Raw genomic sequence first — 17359 nt, 5'->3', positions numbered from 1 at the left:
ATCTGCGCGCAGCGCAGTCCTTCAGATCACGCCCGGGTCACGTCATGCCCGTAAAGCCAGTCAAATCCGCCAACCATCAGGCCCGGTGCCAGGCGGCTGACCAGACCGAGACCCAGATGCGCAGCACTGCGGACAGGCCCCGGACGCAGATGATAGCGCCAGGCATTGCGTGAGGCCGCAGCGATCACCCGGCGCACCCGGGGTTGCCGTGCCGCCTGATAAGAGGCCAGACCCGCCTGCCCGCGCCCGGTCAGCGCCTCGGCCAGAACCCAGGCGTCTTCCAGCGCCATATTGGCCCCCTGGGCCAGAAACGGCAGCGTCGGATGGGCGGCATCCCCCAGCAGGACAATCCCGTCCTGATGCCAATGCGCCGCCACGGGATGCTGATGCAACCCCCAAAGGGTCACCTCGCGCACCGCCGCGATCATCTCTGCGGCCTGCCCGGAAAACCCGTCAAAGGCGGCGCGCAGATGCGCGGGCGCATCCGCATGGTTCCAGCCCTCCGCCGCCCAGCTGTCACGCTCCTCGACCGCGACAAGGTTCACCTGGCTTGCGCCCCGGATCGGATAGCTGACCAGATGGCGGCCCGGCCCCATGGCCACATGCGCCTCTGCCGGGTGGCCCATATGGTTCGGCACCAAAGCGCGCCAGGCCACCTGCCCGGTGAAAGCCGCCTTGTCCGCCCCGTTCAGGACAGAACGCGCGACGGAATGGATGCCATCCGCGGCCACCACCACCTCTGCGCGCCTTGTGCCGCCCCCGGCAAGCTGCACCTGCGGCAGGGTGCCGGGCCGCACGCTTGCCACTTTCGCGCCGAATTCAAAGCTGACATTGGCGCGCCGGGCCAGACCGGCCAGCATGTCGACCAGATCGGCACGGTGCAAAAAGCAATAGGGCTGGTCGGGGCGCAGGCGCGCAAGGTCCAGCCGCGCCACCTCGCGGCCGGTCTCGGTCTGCAGCACAACCGCGCGGCCCGCCACCGCCTGTTTGCGGCGCAGCTCCGGCTCCAGCCCCAGGGCCCGCAGGACCGCCATGCCATTGGGGCTGACCTGCAGGCCCGCGCCGACTTCGCCCAGCCTGTCGGCCTGCTCCAGCAGCGTCACCGCAACACCGCGCCGTGCCAGGGCCGCAGCGGCCGCCAGCCCGCCGATCCCGGCACCGATCACAATGGCATTTGAAATCCGCATCCCGCCTCATATGAAAACGCCGGGGCATTTGCCCCGGCGGATTGGATTGCCTGCTTTGGCGCCCCGCTCAATCGTCGCGGTGCACCTTTTCGCGGCGCTCGTGCTTTTCCTGCGCTTCCAGGCTCATCGTCGCGATGGGCCGCGCATCCAGCCGCTTGAGCGAGATCGGTTCGCCCGTCACCGAGCAATAGCCGAACTCCCCCTCGTCGATCCGGCGCAGGGCCGCGTCGATCTTGCCCACCAGCTTGCGCGCACGGTCACGCGTGCGCAATTCAAGCGCGCGGTCGGTCTCTTCGCTTGCCCGGTCGGCCACGTCCGGAATGTTCCTTGTGCCGTCCTGCAACCCTTCGATGGTGTCGCGGCTGCCTGCCAGCAATTCGGATTTCCAGTTCAGCAGCTTGCGACGAAAATATTCCAGCTGCTTGTCATTCATGAATGGTTCATCTTCAGCCGGCGAATAATTATCCGGCAGGAAAACTTCCTGTTTCATCGATTGTCCCTCAAGTGTTTTTAGACTGAGCATGTGAGACTTATCTCCCCGAGAACGCTCCCTGCCGCAGCGTCTACCTCAGCCTTTCAGTTTTGTCACTACACAATCCTTTTGATTCTTGGTTAAAGACTTCAAGCCAAGCTCCGGATCACAGAGGATTGAAAGCAAATGAAATTTCAAGGCACCGCCGATTACGTCGCCACGGACGATCTGACCATCGCGGTCAATGCCGCCGTGACATTGGAACGCCCCCTGCTGGTCAAGGGTGAACCCGGAACCGGCAAGACGGAACTGGCGCTGCAGGTCTCTTCCGCGCTGGGGCTGCGGATGATCGAATGGAACATCAAGTCGACCACAAGGGCGCAACAAGGGCTTTACGAATACGATGCGGTCAGCCGGTTGCGCGACAGCCAGCTGGGCGAAGAGCGGGTGCATGACGTCAGGAACTACATCCGCAAGGGCAAGCTCTGGGAGGCCTTCGAGGCCGATGAAAAGGTGGTGCTGCTGATTGACGAGATCGACAAGGCCGACATCGAATTCCCCAACGACCTGCTGCAGGAACTCGACAAGATGGAGTTCTATGTCTACGAGACGGGCGAGACGATCAAGGCCCGCCAGCGCCCGATCGTCATCATCACCTCGAACAATGAAAAGGAACTGCCCGACGCCTTTCTGCGCCGCTGTTTCTTTCACTACATCCGCTTCCCCGAGATGGAGACGCTGAAAAAGATCGTCGAGGTGCATCACCCGGGGATCAAGCAGAACCTGCTGACCACCGCGCTGACGCAGTTCTACGAAATCCGCGATCAGGCCGGTCTGAAAAAGAAACCCTCCACCTCCGAAGTGCTGGACTGGCTGAAACTGCTGCTGGCCGAGGACATGGATGCCGAGGACCTCAGGAAGGACGGCAGCAGCGCGCTGCCCAAGCTGCATGGCGCCCTGCTGAAGAACGAGCAGGACGTGCATCTGTTCGAACGGCTTGCCTTCATGGCGCGCGCGCAACGCTGAACGCCGGCGGCCGGCGGCCTGCGCCGCCGCTAACCGCCCGGCCCCGCGTGCTGACCTGAAAGCCACAATGCGCGCGCCTGCCCCAAACTGTCGGCTTTGCCTCCATTTTGCCTCAATTGCTCCCTACTCAAGTCGGGTCAGAAGGTGAAAAGGCCTCAGATCGACAGAACAAAAAGTGCAGGCAGGCACAGATGAACAGCAGAACCGCTCAGTCGGCGCAGGCATCCGCCGCGACGCCAGACCAACAGATATTCTCCAACCCCTTGTTCGGACAAGGGTTCTTTCTGTGAGGGGTCGCATTTTCCTGCCGCTCGTATTGCTGTTGAACGCCTGCGTCCCTGCTTCCAACCCCGATGTCGCCACCCGCGCCGCATTTGACACGTCGGCCAGCAGCCTGCCGCCAATGAAGAGCTTTGCAACCAGCCTGCCCGAAGCGCCGGTGCGGTCGAACAACGATCTTGCCCTGGATTTCATCGAACTGTCCTTCCAGATGGAAAGCGGCCGCAGCCTGCCGGTGCTGACCCGCTTTGAAACACCGATTTCGCTGCGGGTTGCGGGCAGCCCCCCACCCACCTTGCTGCCCGATCTCAGAAAGCTGATGGCGCGTCTGCGCAGCGAGGCAAAAATCGACATCCGCGAGGCCCGTTCAGGCGATGCGAATATCACCATCCAGGCCGTCAGCCGCGAGGACATCCGCCGGGTTCTGCCCCAGGCGGCCTGTTTCGTGGCCCCCAATGTCACCACAATTGACGAATACCGCAGCGCCCGCAGGCAGGCCAAGACCAACTGGACCCTGCTGAAAACCCGCGAAAAGATCGCGATTTTCCTGCCGAACGATGCCAGCCCGCAAGAGGTGCGCGATTGCCTGCACGAGGAACTGGCGCAGGCGCTGGGGCCGCTGAACGATCTCTACCGCCTGCCCGATTCCGTCTTCAACGACGACAATGTCCATACGGTGCTGACGGGTTTCGACATGCTGATCCTGCGCGCCTATTACGATCCCGCGCTGCGCTCGGGGATGACACGGGGCCAGGTGGCCGCCGCCCTGCCCGCGATCCTGGCGCGCATCAATCCGCGCGGTGCCCAGGCCAGGGCGCGCTTCGCTACCCGCACCCCCACGGAATGGAGCAAGGCGATCCAGACCGCGCTGGGCGGGCGCTCGGTCTCTTTTGCCAGGCGTCAGGCCGCGGCACGGGAAGCGATCCGGATTGCCGGTGCGATGGGCTGGCAGGACCACCGCCGCGCCTTTGCCCATTACGCCATGGGCCGTGTCATGCAGGCCAGCGATGCGGAAATGGCCCAGAAACATTATCTGATTGCCGACCGCTATTATGCGATGTCGCCGGGCACCCGGCTGCACCGGGCCTATGTCGCCACCCAAGTGGCGGCCTATGCCATCACCAAGGGCGACGGCAACCGCGCCCTGCGGCTGATCGCCCCACATGTGGACACGGCGATCCAGTCGGAGAATGCCGCTTTGCTCGCCACCCTGTTGTTGCTGCGCGCAGAGGCGCTGGAACTGGAGAACCGCCCCACAGAGGCCAGTGGCGTCAGGCTGGACAGTGTGGGCTGGGCGCGCTACGGGTTTGGGCCAGATTGGGCCGTGCGGGCCAAGCTGCGCGAGATCGCTTCGCTGAACCCGCTGAAAGGCTCGTAACCACGGGCGGAAGAATATGATCGCAATCGTTTTGGCGCTTGTCGGGGCCCTGATCGGCGGGCTGACCGCGCGCAGGCGGGCGGGCAACCGCAAGGACATCGCACAATACGCGGCAGGCTATGGCATTGCCTTCCTGATTGTCGGCATGATCCTGACCGTCATTGTTGACCGCATGATGATGGGCTGACGGATGTTCCTGCCCTTCTTCGACCAGCTGCGCGCCCATAAGGTGCCCGTCTCGATGCGGGAATTCCTGGCGTTCCTGGACGGCATGGCAGCCGGAATCGCGACCTATGACGTCGAGGCGTTCTACTACCTCGCGCGGGTGTCGATGGTGAAGGACGAACGGAACATCGACAAGTTCGACCAGGCCTTTGCCGCAGCCTTCAAAGGCTTGGAAAACATCAGTTTGGACGACGTTCTTGAAGCTGTCGACATCCCGCGCGACTGGCTGGAAAAGATGGCGGAAAAGCACCTGACCGAGGCCGAGAAAGCCGAGATCGAAGCTTTGGGAGGCTTCGACAAGCTGATGGAAACGCTCAAGAAACGTCTTGAGGAACAAAAAGGCCGCCATCAGGGGGGCAACAAATGGGTCGGCACCGCGGGCACCTCGCCCTTCGGGGCCTATGGCTACAACCCCGAAGGGGTGCGCATCGGCCAGAAGGAAAGCCGCCACCAGCGCGCGACCAAGGTCTGGGACAAACGCGAATTCCGCAACCTGGACGACAATGTCGAACTGGGCACGCGCAACATCAAGGTGGCCCTGAAACGCCTGCGCCGCTGGGCCCGTGACGGCGCGGAGGAGGAGCTGGACCTGAACGGCACCATCCGCGCCACGGCAGAACATGGCTATCTGGATGTGAAAACCCGCCCCGAGCGGCGCAATGCGGTCAAGGTGCTGCTGTTTCTCGACGTGGGCGGTTCCATGGACCCGCATGTAAAGGTGGTGCAGGAGCTATTCAGCGCGGCCAAGGCGGAGTTCAAGCATTTTGAATATTTCTACTTTCACAACTGCCTTTATGAAGGCGTGTGGAAGGACAACCGCCGGCGCTGGGATGCACAGCTGAGCACCCATGAGATCCTGCGCACCTATGGCCCTGATTACAAATGCATTTTCGTTGGCGACGCCTCCATGTCGCCCTATGAAATCGCCTATCCGGGCGGCGCCAATGAACATTGGAACGCCGAAAGCGGCGCCACATGGCTGACCCGTGCGCGTGATCAGTGGCAAAGCAATCTGTGGATCAACCCGGTGCCGGAGAAATACTGGCCCTACACCCAGTCGATCTCCATGATCCGAGAGATTTTCGGCCCCGAGGCGATGGTGCCCATGACCCTTGAAGGCCTGTCGCGCGGGATCAAGACCATGGCGCGCTGAGGCGGCGCTTTTGGTGCACGGGCTGCGCGCCTGTATCGAAGGGGCAGAAAAAGCCTCAGGAATGATATATTTTCTATATATTTCTGAGTATTAAATAAATAAGTTACAGTGATGCTTTAACTTGATCGACATCTCCCATCGCCCGTGTTTCGCCCGTCCTTCACTTTCTCCTTCCCCGCTGTACCTCATACGGAACGCAATCCGCATCGGCGCGTTGGTCCGGCGCATAGATTTGAAAGGACGATATCATGGCAATCAAGAAATCAGGTTCGGCAAAATGGTCCGGCAATCTGAAGACAGGCAAGGGGTTTGTTTCCACCCAGACCGGCGTGCTGGCGGATCAGCCCTATGGCTTCAACACCCGCTTCGAGGACGGCAAGGGCACCAACCCCGAAGAGCTGATCGGGGCGGCCCATGCCTCCTGTTTCTCCATGGCGCTTTCCATGGTGCTTGAAGGGCATGACCTTGTCGCCGACAGCATCGAGACCAGGGCGACCGTCTCTCTGGAGCAGAAGGACGGCGGGTTTCACATTCCCAAGGTGCATCTGGACGTGACCGCGACCATTCCGAATGCAACGGAAGACCAATTTGCCGAAGCGGCCAAAACCGCCAAGGAGAATTGCCCGATTTCCAAACTGCTGACGGCTGAGATCACGATGGACGCCAGACTGGCCTGACGCTCTCGCCCGGCGCAAGCCGGGCGCCCCACGTCATTGCACCCCGCGTCTTAGCAATTGGCTGGATTACAATTGGCTGGGGCATCGGTCTGCCCTAGGATCGTGCCATGTCCAATGCGCCCGTCTTCTCCCTCGACCCGGCCAGCTTTGCCGCTGATCCCTATCCCATACTCGCGCGTATGCGGCATGAGGCCCCCATCGCCTATGTGCCGGAACTGGATGCAACCCTGCTGACCCGGCGCGATGACATCCACCGCGAGGAAAAGCGGATCGAGGTGTTTTCCTCCCGGCAGCCGGATGGGCTGATGACCCGTCTCATGGGTGAGAACATGATGCGCAAGGACGGGGCCGACCATCAGGCGGAGCGGCGCGCGCTGTTTCCCGCGCTCAGCCCGCGCACCGTGGCACAGCATTGGGCCCCGGTCTTTGAAGCCTCGGCCCGGCGCATCCTTGCGGATCTCGCACCGCGCGGCTCCTGTGACCTGGTGACGGATTATGCCATGCCGGTCTCGGCCTCGGCGCTGATCGCCATCACCGGGCTGGCGGAAATGTCCTGCTCGGAAATGGACCGGGTCAGCCAGCACATGATCGACGGCTGCGCGAATTACACCGGTGATGCCGGGGTGGAGGCGCGCTGTCACGCGGCCACGGCGCTGATCGACAGCCATATCGACAGGGCCTTCGCCAGCCCTGCCCCGATGAGCGCCCTTGCGGTTCAGCAGGAGGCGGGCCTGCCGATGGACAGCCTGCGCGCCAATATCAAGCTGGTGATTTCCGGCGGCCAGAACGAGCCGCGCGATGCAATCGCGGGCATCGCCTGGGCGCTCTTGACCCATCCCGACCAGTTGCAGCGCATCCGTCGCGGCCAGAACAGCTGGCAGGAGGCCTTTGCAGAATACGCGCGCTGGATCAGCCCCATCGGCATGTCGCCCCGGATCGTTGCGCGCGAGGACCGGGTGGGCGCGGTGCGGTTTGATCCCGGCGACCGGGTCTTTTTGATGTTTTCCTCTGCCGGGCGGGACGAGGCGCATTTTGACCGGCCAGAAGATTTTGACATCACCCGCGACACCGCTGCGGCCATCCCCTTTGGCGCCGGGCCGCATTTCTGCGCCGGGGCGGCCGCCGCGCGCTGCCTGATCACCCAGGTGGTCCTGCCGCTGCTGTTCGAGGCGCTGCCGGGCCTGCGGCTGACCGGGCCGGTGCCCTTCCGGGGCTGGGCCTTTCGCGGCCCCACGGCGATGCCGGTGGCGTGGTAAGACCCGGCGGGGCGCGGCATGATACCGACAAACCGCTTGCCCCCGCGCCGCCCGCCCCCATATTGATTGCATGATCCGTGTCCTTCCCATCCTTCTGGCCATTCTCTATGCGCTGGCGATGTACCGCTTTTCCAGCTGGCGCACGGCGCGGGAACTGGATGCGCGATCGACGCGGCTGGCCGATCCGGCCCTGAAGGAGGTCAGCAACAGGCTGGCCCGCGCGCTCGATCTGCCGCAGATCAAGGTGCATATCTACGAGATCGAGCCGGTGAACGGGCTGGCCGCACCGGACGGGCGCATTTTCATCACCCGCGGGTTCTACAACAAGTTCCGCTCGGGCGAGGTTTCTGCCGAAGAGATCGCATCGGTGATCGCGCATGAGCTGGGCCATGTGGCGCTGGGGCATTCCCGGCGGCGGATGATCGACTTTTCCGGCCAGAATGCCATCCGCACGGTGCTGGCGATGGTGCTGGGCCGGTTCATTCCATTCGTTGGCGTCTGGCTCGCCAATATGATCACCACGCTGCTGGCGGCGCGCCTGTCGCGGGGCGATGAATATGAGGCGGACGCCTATGCCGCCGCCCTGCTGACCAAGGCCGGGATCGGCGTTGCGCCGCAGATCTCGCTGTTTCGCAAGCTGGAAGCCCTGACCCAAAGCAACCATGGCAGCGCGCCGGCATGGCTGTTGAGCCACCCCAGGACCGACGAACGCATCGCCGCGCTGCAAAAGCTGGAATCCCGCTGGAACAGCTGAGACAGAGCCGAAAAATTTGAATTTTTCGTGCCGGAATTTTTGAAAATTCCGCCCCCGCTACCGGGTCAGCGCCTTGGCCAGACGCGGCAGTCGCGCCTTTTTCAGCAGCGCCCGCATCTCCCATGCTTCGCCCGACAGCGCCCTTGCGGTCTGCAGGACATGGCCTGCCACAGTGGTGATCTTGCCCGGGTGATCCGTCCAGAGCCTTGTCAGGAAGTGATCCGGGTCGATCCTGTCCAGCCCTTCCCCGGCCAGGGTTCCCCTGGGAAAATCCTTTGCATTCAGGGTCATGATCGCATCGGCACTTGCCGCCACCGCGACCGCCAAAACATGGATGTCATCCGCGTCCGGCAGCCAGAGCCGCGCGGCAATGCCGGGGGCCGGAGGCCGTTCCGCCGCTGGCCAGTCGCGGCGCAGCAGGGCGATTTCGGCGCGCGCCTGGGCTTCGCCTGCCGGCCCCAGCTTGATGGCGGCGCGGGCCCATTCCTCAAGGATGCGGGCCGACCAGACCGGCTCATACAATCCCTGAGCCGCCGCGCCCAACACCATTTCGCGCATCACCGTCGGATAAAGCACGCAGGTGTCGATCAGCACCCGCATCAGAGCCGGAAGAAGAGCGATTTCAGGTAGCCGCTTTCGGCCAGTTGCGGCAATTGCGGATGGTCCGGCCCGGCAAAACCGGTGTGCAGCAACACACCCTTGCGCCCCGCGCGGCCGATGCCGCGCACGCTCGCCACGCGGAACTGCGACAGGTCGGCGGCGTGAGAGCAGGAACAAAGGCCCAGGATGCCATTCTCGGCCACCAGTGGTGCGGCCAGCCGCGCGATGCGCTCATAGGCGCGCAGCCCCGCCTCCAGCGCGGGGCGCGCCGGTGCAAATGCCGGCGGGTCGCAGATCACCACATCGAATTCGGCCCCTTCCGCGCGCAAATCGGTCAGCACGTCAAAGGCATCGCCCTGCCGGGTCTGGAAGCGGTCGGCAAGGCCTGCGGCCTCGGCCCCGCCCTGCGCCAGTTCCAGCGCCGGGGCCGATCCATCCACCGCCAGCGCGCTCTGCGCACCCGCCTCGAGCGCGGCGAGGGAGAAGCCGCCCACATGGGCAAAGACATCAAGGACACGTGCGCCACGGGACAGGCTGGCCGCAAAGGCATGGTTGGGCCGCTGGTCATAGAAGATGCCGGTCTTTTGCCCGCCCGTGAGGTCGGCCAGATAGATCGCACCGTTCATCTGCACCGGCACCGGGCCGGTCGGCGCGCTGCCCGCCAGCACCGCGTTCACATCGTCCAGCCCTTCCAGCGCACGGGTGCGTCCGGCGGCGTTCTTGAGCACATGGGTCACGCCGGTCACGGCAATCAGGGCCGCGCACAGCGGCTCCAGCAGGGCCTCGGCCCAGGCCGCGTTGGGTTGCACCACGCAGGTGTCGCCGAAACGGTCGATCACCACGCCGGGCAGGCCATCCGCCTCCGCATGGATCAGGCGGTAGAACGGCGCATCGAACATCCGCGCGCGCAGATGCAGGGCGCGGGTGATATGCCCTTCGAACCAGCGCTGGTCGATGACAGCCGCCGGATCGCGGTCAAGCACCCGTGCGATGATCTTGGAATTCGGGTTGACCGACACCAGCCCCATCGGCTGCCGCTCGTTGTCTTCCAGCAGGGCCAGCGTGCCTGGGTCCAGCTTGCGGGTGCGGCGGTCGGTGACCAATTCGTTTGCATAGACCCAGGGAAAGCCGTGGCGGATGGCACGGGCATTGGCCTTGGGCAAAAGCCTCACGACAGGCAGATCACCCGAAGGTGCTGCGTCTGAGGGGCGGGATGGGGAAAGGGGCGCTGTCATAGCGCCCCGTCTAGTGCTTTACCGCTGCCAGTGAAAGCCCGGAATTCATGGGGCCCGGATACATGCCCCGCCAGCTTACACCGAGGGCCTGGCCAGCTCCTGGCGGATCACTTGGGCCAGATAGCCGCTGACCCGCACTTTCTGGGTCTGACCGCGGCGGTCGGCATCAATCGCCTGCTTGCCGCCAAATGCGCGGAGGTTCGCCTCCACCTCCCGGGTCGGGGCCAGCGGCAGACCGGTTTCCGCGGAACGGACAGTCAGTTTGAATTCCATGTTGTGGACACCGCCGATGCTGTAGCGGGTCTTTTCCGTGACCGAATGGAAACGGGTCACCTCGACATCCAGCACCACGTCCACCGTGCCTTTCATGTCTTTGGTGCCGTGCAGAAAGGCCTGTTCAAAGATCTTCTGTACCTGTGCGTGGCGGTTGCCGATCGGCTCACCGCGCCAGACGATATCGGCACTGGGGTAAAAGAGGTTCGCCTCGGAGACCTTGAGGCTTTCCGGCACCCGCACATTGATGGCAGTGACCTGAAGCGATTGCGGCAGGACCATCTGCCCCCCCGCATCCGGCGCGGGTTGTTGAAAGGCCAGTTGCGGTGTCGCTTCGAAGGGCGCGTTGCGGCTGGCGAGGTCCGGCACGGACGAACAGGCAGAAACAAGGGCACCCAGGCCAATCGCGGCAATGATTTTCAAGGTCTTCATCAAGTCCTCCTTCGGGGCAACGCAGGGCCGCCCACTGTGGCGTTGAGGGACATTCGCCTCAGATTGAGGCACGTTTTAGTCGAAACGTCATTGATAATGGGGCCATTCGGCGGCGGTAGCGACATCCTCAGTCAATATCAGGCGCGTTAAGAGCGGCGGTCCGGACTGAGCAGGTCAGGTGCCCGATACGCGGACTTTGCTGCCGTAAATCAGTGGCACCCAGGCCCGGAACAAGCCGAAGGCGCCGGGCCATCGCCTGCCCGCCGGTCGCACCGAAGGTGCGCCCTTGATCGTCGGCATGCCTTTGGCATGACGGGTAGGCGATTTGGTGAGGCTGGGTATTCCCTCGATGGGGTTCATCACGGTTGAGAAATTAAGTGGCATGAACATAGGTCAGTATCGCCCACCCCGGGCAGGCGCTGGCCCGGCTTGCGCTTCACGTCACTCCGGGCTCCCTCCCGCCGTTCGTCGCGCTGTCCAAGAATCGCCGCTCACGGTCGTTACGAAAGCAAGCCTGTGCGGCATAGCTGACAACAGGTGGCGGTTTTCCGTCTCTACAGGGGATGGTTCGGCTGTAAATCGGCGGCTAGTTGCGCGTGCGGCCGCGCCAGCCGCCCCGGCGCCGGGGCGCTGTCATGCCGCCCTGCCCCTCGCGCAGCACCTGCGACATGGGGTGATCGGGCGCGTCATCGCCGTAGCGTTCCAGCAGGGTCTTGATCGCAGCACCCGTGTCCTCTTCCAGCGGCAGGCTGAGCGCCCAGTCCAGAAAGATCGAGCGGCATTCGGACAGGGTGATCCCTTCGATCTGATAGCTTTCGTGAATCAATGCCTTGGGGTCCTCTGTCGTGCCTTTTGCCTTGCTCATGCGCTTTCATTCCCTTCTGGTCCCGAAAGGGCGCGGTCGATCACCGCCGCCGCCGCGTCATAGGTGCCGATGATCTTTTCCTCAAGGGCAGCCAGATCGGGTGCATTCAATGTCCGGGCCAGAAAACCCGCACCGGCCTGACCCAGCGTTTCCTCTCCCAGTGGCTCAGCCGAGAGCAGGCGGCCCGCGCATTGCAGCGCCCAGCAGCGGGTGTAGGCCTGTTTCAGGGTCTCGGCCTCCTGCTTGTCGATCAGCCCCACGGTGCAGGCGGCGGTCAGCCCGTCGGGGATATGGCGCGCGGTGGTCCCGGCCAGCAGGGCGCCTGCCTGTGCCAGCAATTCGATGTCCTGCAACCGGCCCGGCCCGATCTTGGCGTCCCAAGGGCCTGCGGGGGCCTTGGCCTGGGCGATCCGGCTGCGCATCTCGGCCACTTCGGCCAGCGCCCTGTCGCGCTTGGTGGGCCGGGCGAGGATGTCGTCGCGCAGCGCATGAACCGCCGCCGCCAGATCGGAAGGCCCCGCCACCACATCGGCGCGGGTCAGGGCCAGATGTTCCCAGACCCAGGCCTCTGACCGCTGATAGCTGTCAAAGCTGGCCAGCGAGGTGGCCACCGGCCCCTGATTGCCCGAGGGGCGCAGGCGCATGTCGATCTCGTAAAGCTTGCCCTGCGACATCGGCGCGGTCATCGCCGTGACCATGGCCTGGGTCAGCCGCGCGTAATAGCTGCGCGAGGCGAGCTGACGCGGCCCTTCCGAGGTCTCCTGCCCCTGGGCATCATAGATCACCAGCAGGTCCAGGTCGGAGGTCGCGGTCAGCCGCCCTGCCCCCAGCGACCCCATGCCAAGGATCACGGCACCCCGCCCCGGCGGCGGGCCGTAGCGTTCCGCAAACTGCGCGACCACCACCGGCCAGAGCGCGGATAGAACCGCGCGGGCCAGATCGGCATATTGGCGGCCCGCCGTCTGCGCATCGGTCAGACCGCGCAGCAGATGCACCCCGATGCGGAAATGCCATTCGCGGGCCCAGCGGCGGGTGCCGTCCAGCCGCGCCTCGTAATCCGGTTCGCGGGCCAGTACCTCGGACAGGGCTTCTCCCAGCGCCTCCGCCCCCGGCCAGTCGCTGAAGAAATCGCCGCCGATCACCGCATCCAGCACCTGCGCATTGCGCGACAGATGCGCGGCCAGCGCCGGTGAGGTGCTGACCACGTCGATCAGCAGGTCCGCCAGCTGCGGATTGGCCCTGAGCAGGGAAAACAGCTGCACCCCCGCAGGCAGCCCGGCCAGGAAACCGTCAAAGGCCAGCAAGGCTTCGTCCGGCTTGGCCGCATCGGCCAGCCGCGCCAGCAATTCGGGCTTGAGACGTTCAAAGATTTCCGCCCCCCGGACAGAGCGCAGCGCGGGATAGCTGGGCCAGCGGTCAAGGATCGTACTGTCGAAGGCATGGGGCGCGCCGGGCTGATCCGCACCCTTGCGCGAGGCGGCAAAGAAGCCTTCGGTCATTTCATGCACCGCGCTGAGGCGGCGGTGCAGGTCTTGCTCCAGCGCCGGTACATCCATGTCCATCATCGCCGCCAGCCGCGCAAATCCCTCTTCCGATCCCGGCAGCTCATGGGTCTGGGCGTCGCGCACCATCTGCAACCGGTGCTCCACCGTGCGGTGGGCGCGGTAATGGTCGGTCAGGGTTTCGGCGACCTCCTGCGGCACCCAGCCCTTTTCGGCCAGCACCTTCAGCCCCGCACAGGTGCCGCGCTGGCGCAGATCGGGGTCGCGCCCGCCTGCAATCAACTGCCGGGTCTGGGTAAAGAACTCGATCTCCCGGATGCCGCCCCGGCCCAGTTTCATGTTGTGCCCCGGCAGGGTGATCGGCCCGCCCAGCCCCTTGTGCTCGCGGATTGCCAGACGCATGTCATGGGCATCCTGAATGGCGGCAAAGTCCAGATGCCTGCGCCAGACGAAGGGCCGCAGATCCGCAAGGAAACGCTCGCCCGCCTTCACATCCCCCGCACAGGGGCGCGCCTTGATATAGGCTGCGCGTTCCCAGGTCCGGCCAAGGGATTCGTAATAGCGTTCCGCCGCTTCCATCCCCAGACACACCGGGGTCACCGAAGGATCGGGCCGCAGCCGCAGATCGGTCCGGAACACATAGCCCTGCCCGGTCAGATCGCTGAGCGTGGCCGCCATCGCCCGGGTTGCGCGCACAAATGCGCTGCGGGCATCGTGAAACACCTCCGGGTCGAACCGGGTTTCGTCAAACAGGCAAATCAGGTCGATGTCAGAAGAATAATTCAGCTCATGGGCGCCCATCTTGCCCATGGCCAGCACCACCATGCCGCCTGAATCCCCCAGATCGTCCAGGGTCACCCCGGGCAGCTTGCCGCGTTTGACCTGCACCACCAGCCCCGCATGCAATGCGGCGGCACAGGCCGCATCGGCATAATCGGTCAGCGCGCCTGTCACCTGCTCCAACGCCCAGGCGCCGCCCAGATCGGCCAGCGCCGCCATCAGCGCCACGCGCCGCTTGCCCTGCCGCAACCCGTCTGCCAGCCCCTCCGGAGCCAGCTCACCCGCGCCCCGGATCACCGCGCGCACCGCCGCCTCCGGGTCCGCAACGGCATCGGCCAGCCAGTCACGCTCCTTTTCCAGCAGTCCCGCCAGATAGGGCGCAGAGGCCCCGGCCCCGACAGCAAGCTCGCGCAGCCGCGGCGGCAGGTCGCCCACCAGCGCCTTTATATCATCGACCCGGCCCGGATCATGGGGTCGCGGGCATCGGGTGACACGGGCTTCGAGCGTACTTGTCATGGCCCCAGCTTTGCGACAGTCTGCGCCCATGAGCAAGAGCCTGAAAAGAGTCCGCGCCGCCCTTGAGGCTGCCGGCGTCCCCGCCGAGATCCGTGAAACCGAACTGGCCCGCACCGCCGCCGATGCGGCCGCTGCCGTGGGATGCGAGATCGACCAGATCGCGAAATCCATCGCATTGCGGGGCGAAACCTCCGGCGATGTGGTGGTTTTCATCACGGCCGGTGGCAATCAGGTCGATCTTGCCGCCGCCACCGCCCTGGCCGGAGAACCCCTGGGCAAGGCGGATGCGGCGCTGATCCGGGCGCAGACCGGCTTTGCCATCGGCGGCGTTTCCCCGGTCGGGCACCTCAATCCCTGCCGCATGTGGTTTGACCGGCGGCTGCTGGATTTCCCCGAAATCTGGGCCGCAGCGGGCACGCCTCATCACGTTTTCCGGCTTACACCACAAGAAATGCTCCAGATTTCTGGCGCGCAAGCCGCTGATTTCCAACAGATTTCAGAGAAAATGTAAAAAGTCTTCACATACCCTCTTGTACGAATCGCGGCAATGCCCATCTTGGTTGATGTAAAAGGCATTCACATAAGACCTTTTGATCCCGAGGCCGCAGTCAGGCCTTACCACCAGAAAGGCTTGTCACATGACGACCATGACCGAAACTTCTAGCTACGGCACCCGCCAGAACTGGTTCGCCCGGACCGAGGGCTGGCTGGACGACAAGGGCAAAGGTGCCTGGATCGCCGCGATGGTGCTTGGCTTCATCTTCTTCTGGCCTGTCGGCCTCGCCCTTCTTATGTACATGATCTGGAGCAAACGCATGTTTTCCGGCCCCTCCTGCGCCAAGCGCAGCAAACGCACGATGATGACCACCCGCAACACCGGCAATGCCGCGTTCGACGCCTACAAGGCGGACACGCTGCGCCGTCTTGAGGAAGAGCAGACCAACTTCGAATCCTTCCTGGAGCGGCTGCGCGAAGCCAAGGACAAGGCCGAGTTCGACCAGTTCATGGACGAACGCGCCAAGCGCAACGACGGCCCGGCAGAGGCCTGACGCATCACGGGTCGGCCCGGACACCGGGCCGACAACCTTCCCTCTCCCGCCCCCGCCGCCTGCCGGGGGCCTTTGCCCGCCACAGGACCAGCAATGACACCCGATCCCTTCGACCAGCCGGAATTCTACGACGGCATCCTTGCAAAGCGCTTTTTTGCCTGGGTGGTGGACAGCATCCTGATTGTTGCGCTGTGCCTGCTGGTGCTGCCCTTCACCGCCTTTACCGGTGTGTTCTTTTTCCCCGCGCTGATCCTGGTGATCGGCTTCCTCTACCGGCTGGCCACCCTCGCGGGCGGCTCTGCGACCTGGGGGATGCGCCTGGTGGGGATGGAACTGCGCGACGGGCGCGACCTGCCCTTCGACGGCGGCACCGCCTTCATGCATACGCTGGGCTATACGGTTTCGGTTGCCATGGCCCCGCTGCAACTGATCTCCGTCGTGCTCATGATCACCTCCGCACGCCGGCAGGGGCTGACCGATATGCTGCTGGGCACCGTGCCGCTGAACCGGCGCACATGACACTGGGCGACTCTTTACCATTTTATTAAATGTCCCCTTGGCGCGTGACAGGACCTTGGTTATCATTTCGTCAACCAAAGGATCTCCATGCGCCACAGTCTTCCGATCACACCGCAGTTCTATGTGACCGCGCCGCAACCCTGTCCCTATCTTGAGAACAGGATGGAGCGGAAATTGTTCACGGCACTGCAGGGTGACACCGCGACAGAGCTGAATGACAGCCTGTCGGCACAGGGGTTTCGCCGCTCGCAGAATGTGCTCTACCGTCCCTCCTGCGCCGATTGCGCCTCCTGCCTTTCCGCACGGATCGACGTGACCGCTTTCAAACCCTCGAAGGGTCAGAAACGTACCCTGAAGCGCAACCGGCATCTGGTGCGCCGCGCCACCTCGCCCTGGGCGACAGAAGACCAATACGCCCTGTTCCGCCGCTATCTGGACAGCCGCCATGCGGACGGCGGCATGGCGGACATGGACATCTTCGAATTTGCCGCGATGATCGAGGAAACGCCGATCCGCAGCCGGGTGATCGAATATGTCGATCCCGAAACCGGTGAACTGGCCGGGGTCTGCCTGACCGATGTGCTGGCCGATGGCGTCAGCATGGTCTATTCCTTCTACTCTCCCGAGCTTCCCCGCAACGGGCTGGGCAATTACATCATCCTCGATCACATCGAGATCGCCCGCGCCGCGGGTCTGCCTTATGTCTACCTGGGCTACTGGGTCCCCGGCAGCCCCAAGATGGGATACAAGGCGCGCTTTTCGGGGCTGGAGATCTACCTAGGCGGTCACTGGCAGAAACTGCGCGACCCCGAAGAATTCAGGCCGGAGCAACACCCGCTGGGCAACGATCCGATTGCCGAACAGGTGGCCAATATCGCCCTGCCCGACATGGCGCGCCACCGCCGCTGACGGGCCCGGGGCCTGCCCGCTTCTTCATGCCAGCAATACTCAGAGCGCCCGGGGCAAAGCCCCCCGATGTTATGCAGGCCGTGACAAGGCCCGCCTGCAATCCATGAATCGCATGAGGGCGCCCGTGGGCGCCCTCAGATTGCTGACAAACCCGGAAACGGCTGCCGCCGGAGGTAAATCGTTCTTCTGCGCTCAGCGTTACGTTTTCGAACGAAGGGCCGCGCCCGAGCCTGGGAGGGCGCATTGAGACGCGCATTCGGAGCGCCTCCCTT

The 17359-nt window shown here is 64.2% G+C and carries 18 protein-coding genes; 11 read left to right on the top strand and 7 right to left on the bottom strand.

Annotated features, from left to right (window positions below):
* Positions 1-26: 26 nt before the first annotated feature.
* Both O4H53_RS23305 and dksA read right to left on the bottom strand, forming a co-directional pair.
* Complete coding sequence (locus tag O4H53_RS23305; protein WP_269367377.1) at positions 27-1187, bottom strand: FAD-dependent monooxygenase; 1161 nt, start codon at positions 1185-1187, stop codon at positions 27-29.
* A 67-nt stretch (positions 1188-1254) separates the two neighbouring features.
* Positions 1255-1710: an RNA polymerase-binding protein DksA gene (gene dksA / locus O4H53_RS23300; RefSeq protein ID WP_269367376.1), complete on the bottom strand. Its 456-nt coding sequence runs from the start codon at positions 1708-1710 to the stop codon at positions 1255-1257.
* A 135-nt stretch (positions 1711-1845) separates the two neighbouring features.
* On the opposite strand from dksA, the gene O4H53_RS23295 reads away from it, so the two are divergent.
* From O4H53_RS23295 to O4H53_RS23265, 7 genes are all read left to right on the top strand, one after another.
* A complete protein-coding gene (locus O4H53_RS23295; RefSeq protein ID WP_114276504.1) occupies positions 1846-2685 on the top strand; it encodes an AAA family ATPase in 840 nt (279 codons plus the stop codon).
* Between the two features lie 286 nt (positions 2686-2971).
* Positions 2972-4342 carry a DUF2927 domain-containing protein gene (locus O4H53_RS23290; RefSeq protein WP_269367375.1) on the top strand — a complete coding sequence of 457 codons (1371 nt, stop codon included), beginning with the start codon at positions 2972-2974 and terminating at the stop codon, positions 4340-4342.
* 16 nt (positions 4343-4358) lie between these two features.
* Positions 4359-4529, top strand: coding sequence for an apolipoprotein acyltransferase (locus tag O4H53_RS23285; protein ID WP_269367374.1), 171 nt, complete (start codon positions 4359-4361; stop codon positions 4527-4529).
* Between the two features lie 3 nt (positions 4530-4532).
* A complete protein-coding gene (locus tag O4H53_RS23280; RefSeq protein ID WP_269367373.1) occupies positions 4533-5720 on the top strand; it encodes a vWA domain-containing protein in 1188 nt (395 codons plus the stop codon).
* 248 nt (positions 5721-5968) lie between these two features.
* Positions 5969-6397: an OsmC family protein gene (locus tag O4H53_RS23275; protein WP_269367372.1), complete on the top strand. Its 429-nt coding sequence runs from the start codon at positions 5969-5971 to the stop codon at positions 6395-6397.
* 107 nt (positions 6398-6504) lie between these two features.
* Positions 6505-7653, top strand: a complete 1149-nt coding sequence (locus O4H53_RS23270; protein WP_269367371.1) for a cytochrome P450 — start codon at positions 6505-6507, stop codon at positions 7651-7653.
* Positions 7654-7723: 70 nt separating this feature from the next.
* Positions 7724-8407 carry a M48 family metalloprotease gene (locus tag O4H53_RS23265; RefSeq protein ID WP_269367370.1) on the top strand — a complete coding sequence of 228 codons (684 nt, stop codon included), beginning with the start codon at positions 7724-7726 and terminating at the stop codon, positions 8405-8407.
* Positions 8408-8464: 57 nt separating this feature from the next.
* On the opposite strand, the gene O4H53_RS23260 is transcribed toward O4H53_RS23265, so the two are convergent.
* The 5 genes from O4H53_RS23260 to O4H53_RS23240 form a co-directional block, all read right to left on the bottom strand.
* Positions 8465-9007 (bottom strand): RSP_2648 family PIN domain-containing protein, encoded by a 543-nt coding sequence (locus O4H53_RS23260; RefSeq protein WP_269367369.1) that lies wholly within the window; start codon positions 9005-9007, stop codon positions 8465-8467.
* Positions 9007-10242, bottom strand: a complete 1236-nt coding sequence (locus tag O4H53_RS23255) for an RSP_2647 family RNA methyltransferase (protein ID WP_269367368.1) — start codon at positions 10240-10242, stop codon at positions 9007-9009. Before O4H53_RS23255 ends, O4H53_RS23260 begins: the two co-directional genes overlap by 1 nt.
* 75 nt (positions 10243-10317) lie before the next feature.
* The gene (locus O4H53_RS23250; protein WP_269367367.1) at positions 10318-10947 is read right to left on the bottom strand and encodes a DUF6778 family protein; all 630 of its coding nucleotides are present in this window, start codon (positions 10945-10947) and stop codon (positions 10318-10320) included.
* Between the two features lie 586 nt (positions 10948-11533).
* Positions 11534-11812, bottom strand: coding sequence for a hypothetical protein (locus O4H53_RS23245; protein ID WP_269367366.1), 279 nt, complete (start codon positions 11810-11812; stop codon positions 11534-11536).
* Positions 11809-14610: a glutamine-synthetase adenylyltransferase gene (locus O4H53_RS23240; RefSeq protein ID WP_269367365.1), complete on the bottom strand. Its 2802-nt coding sequence runs from the start codon at positions 14608-14610 to the stop codon at positions 11809-11811. The genes O4H53_RS23245 and O4H53_RS23240 overlap by 4 nt, the downstream gene beginning before the upstream one ends.
* A gap of 28 nt (positions 14611-14638) precedes the next feature.
* Between O4H53_RS23240 and O4H53_RS23235 the strand changes: the two genes are divergently transcribed.
* The 4 genes from O4H53_RS23235 to O4H53_RS23220 all read left to right on the top strand — a co-directional run bounded on the left by O4H53_RS23235 (position 14639) and on the right by O4H53_RS23220 (position 17087).
* Positions 14639-15121 (top strand): YbaK/EbsC family protein, encoded by a 483-nt coding sequence (locus O4H53_RS23235; RefSeq protein ID WP_269367364.1) that lies wholly within the window; start codon positions 14639-14641, stop codon positions 15119-15121.
* Positions 15122-15248: 127 nt separating this feature from the next.
* Complete coding sequence (locus O4H53_RS23230; RefSeq protein ID WP_114276491.1) at positions 15249-15659, top strand: DUF2852 domain-containing protein; 411 nt, start codon at positions 15249-15251, stop codon at positions 15657-15659.
* Between the two features lie 93 nt (positions 15660-15752).
* Complete coding sequence (locus O4H53_RS23225) at positions 15753-16178, top strand: RDD family protein (RefSeq protein ID WP_269367363.1); 426 nt, start codon at positions 15753-15755, stop codon at positions 16176-16178.
* 87 nt (positions 16179-16265) lie between these two features.
* Complete coding sequence (locus O4H53_RS23220) at positions 16266-17087, top strand: arginyltransferase (protein ID WP_269367362.1); 822 nt, start codon at positions 16266-16268, stop codon at positions 17085-17087.
* The last annotated feature ends 272 nt before the right edge of the window (positions 17088-17359 follow it).

This window comes from Sulfitobacter sp. G21635-S1 (genome assembly GCF_027213915.1).
Classification (GTDB): domain Bacteria; phylum Pseudomonadota; class Alphaproteobacteria; order Rhodobacterales; family Rhodobacteraceae; genus Sulfitobacter.
Note: the sequence above shows the minus strand (reverse complement) of the source record. Positions and strands in the feature narration are given on the sequence as shown.

What these genes read in the sequence shown, in the direction of transcription:
- O4H53_RS23305 (WP_269367377.1), bottom strand. Translation starts at nt 1,187, where the DNA reads ATGCGGATTTCAAATGCCATTGTGATCGGTGCCGGGATCGGCGGGCTG.
- dksA (WP_269367376.1), bottom strand. Translation starts at nt 1,710, where the DNA reads ATGCTCAGTCTAAAAACACTTGAGGGACAATCGATGAAACAGGAAGTT.
- O4H53_RS23295 (WP_114276504.1), top strand. Translation starts at nt 1,846, where the DNA reads ATGAAATTTCAAGGCACCGCCGATTACGTCGCCACGGACGATCTGACC.
- O4H53_RS23285 (WP_269367374.1), top strand. Translation starts at nt 4,359, where the DNA reads ATGATCGCAATCGTTTTGGCGCTTGTCGGGGCCCTGATCGGCGGGCTG.
- O4H53_RS23280 (WP_269367373.1), top strand. Translation starts at nt 4,533, where the DNA reads ATGTTCCTGCCCTTCTTCGACCAGCTGCGCGCCCATAAGGTGCCCGTC.
- O4H53_RS23275 (WP_269367372.1), top strand. Translation starts at nt 5,969, where the DNA reads ATGGCAATCAAGAAATCAGGTTCGGCAAAATGGTCCGGCAATCTGAAG.
- O4H53_RS23270 (WP_269367371.1), top strand. Translation starts at nt 6,505, where the DNA reads ATGTCCAATGCGCCCGTCTTCTCCCTCGACCCGGCCAGCTTTGCCGCT.
- O4H53_RS23265 (WP_269367370.1), top strand. Translation starts at nt 7,724, where the DNA reads ATGATCCGTGTCCTTCCCATCCTTCTGGCCATTCTCTATGCGCTGGCG.
- O4H53_RS23260 (WP_269367369.1), bottom strand. Translation starts at nt 9,007, where the DNA reads ATGCGGGTGCTGATCGACACCTGCGTGCTTTATCCGACGGTGATGCGC.
- O4H53_RS23255 (WP_269367368.1), bottom strand. Translation starts at nt 10,242, where the DNA reads ATGACAGCGCCCCTTTCCCCATCCCGCCCCTCAGACGCAGCACCTTCG.
- O4H53_RS23250 (WP_269367367.1), bottom strand. Translation starts at nt 10,947, where the DNA reads ATGAAGACCTTGAAAATCATTGCCGCGATTGGCCTGGGTGCCCTTGTT.
- O4H53_RS23245 (WP_269367366.1), bottom strand. Translation starts at nt 11,812, where the DNA reads ATGAGCAAGGCAAAAGGCACGACAGAGGACCCCAAGGCATTGATTCAC.
- O4H53_RS23240 (WP_269367365.1), bottom strand. Translation starts at nt 14,610, where the DNA reads ATGACAAGTACGCTCGAAGCCCGTGTCACCCGATGCCCGCGACCCCAT.
- O4H53_RS23235 (WP_269367364.1), top strand. Translation starts at nt 14,639, where the DNA reads ATGAGCAAGAGCCTGAAAAGAGTCCGCGCCGCCCTTGAGGCTGCCGGC.
- O4H53_RS23230 (WP_114276491.1), top strand. Translation starts at nt 15,249, where the DNA reads ATGACGACCATGACCGAAACTTCTAGCTACGGCACCCGCCAGAACTGG.
- O4H53_RS23225 (WP_269367363.1), top strand. Translation starts at nt 15,753, where the DNA reads ATGACACCCGATCCCTTCGACCAGCCGGAATTCTACGACGGCATCCTT.
- O4H53_RS23220 (WP_269367362.1), top strand. Translation starts at nt 16,266, where the DNA reads ATGCGCCACAGTCTTCCGATCACACCGCAGTTCTATGTGACCGCGCCG.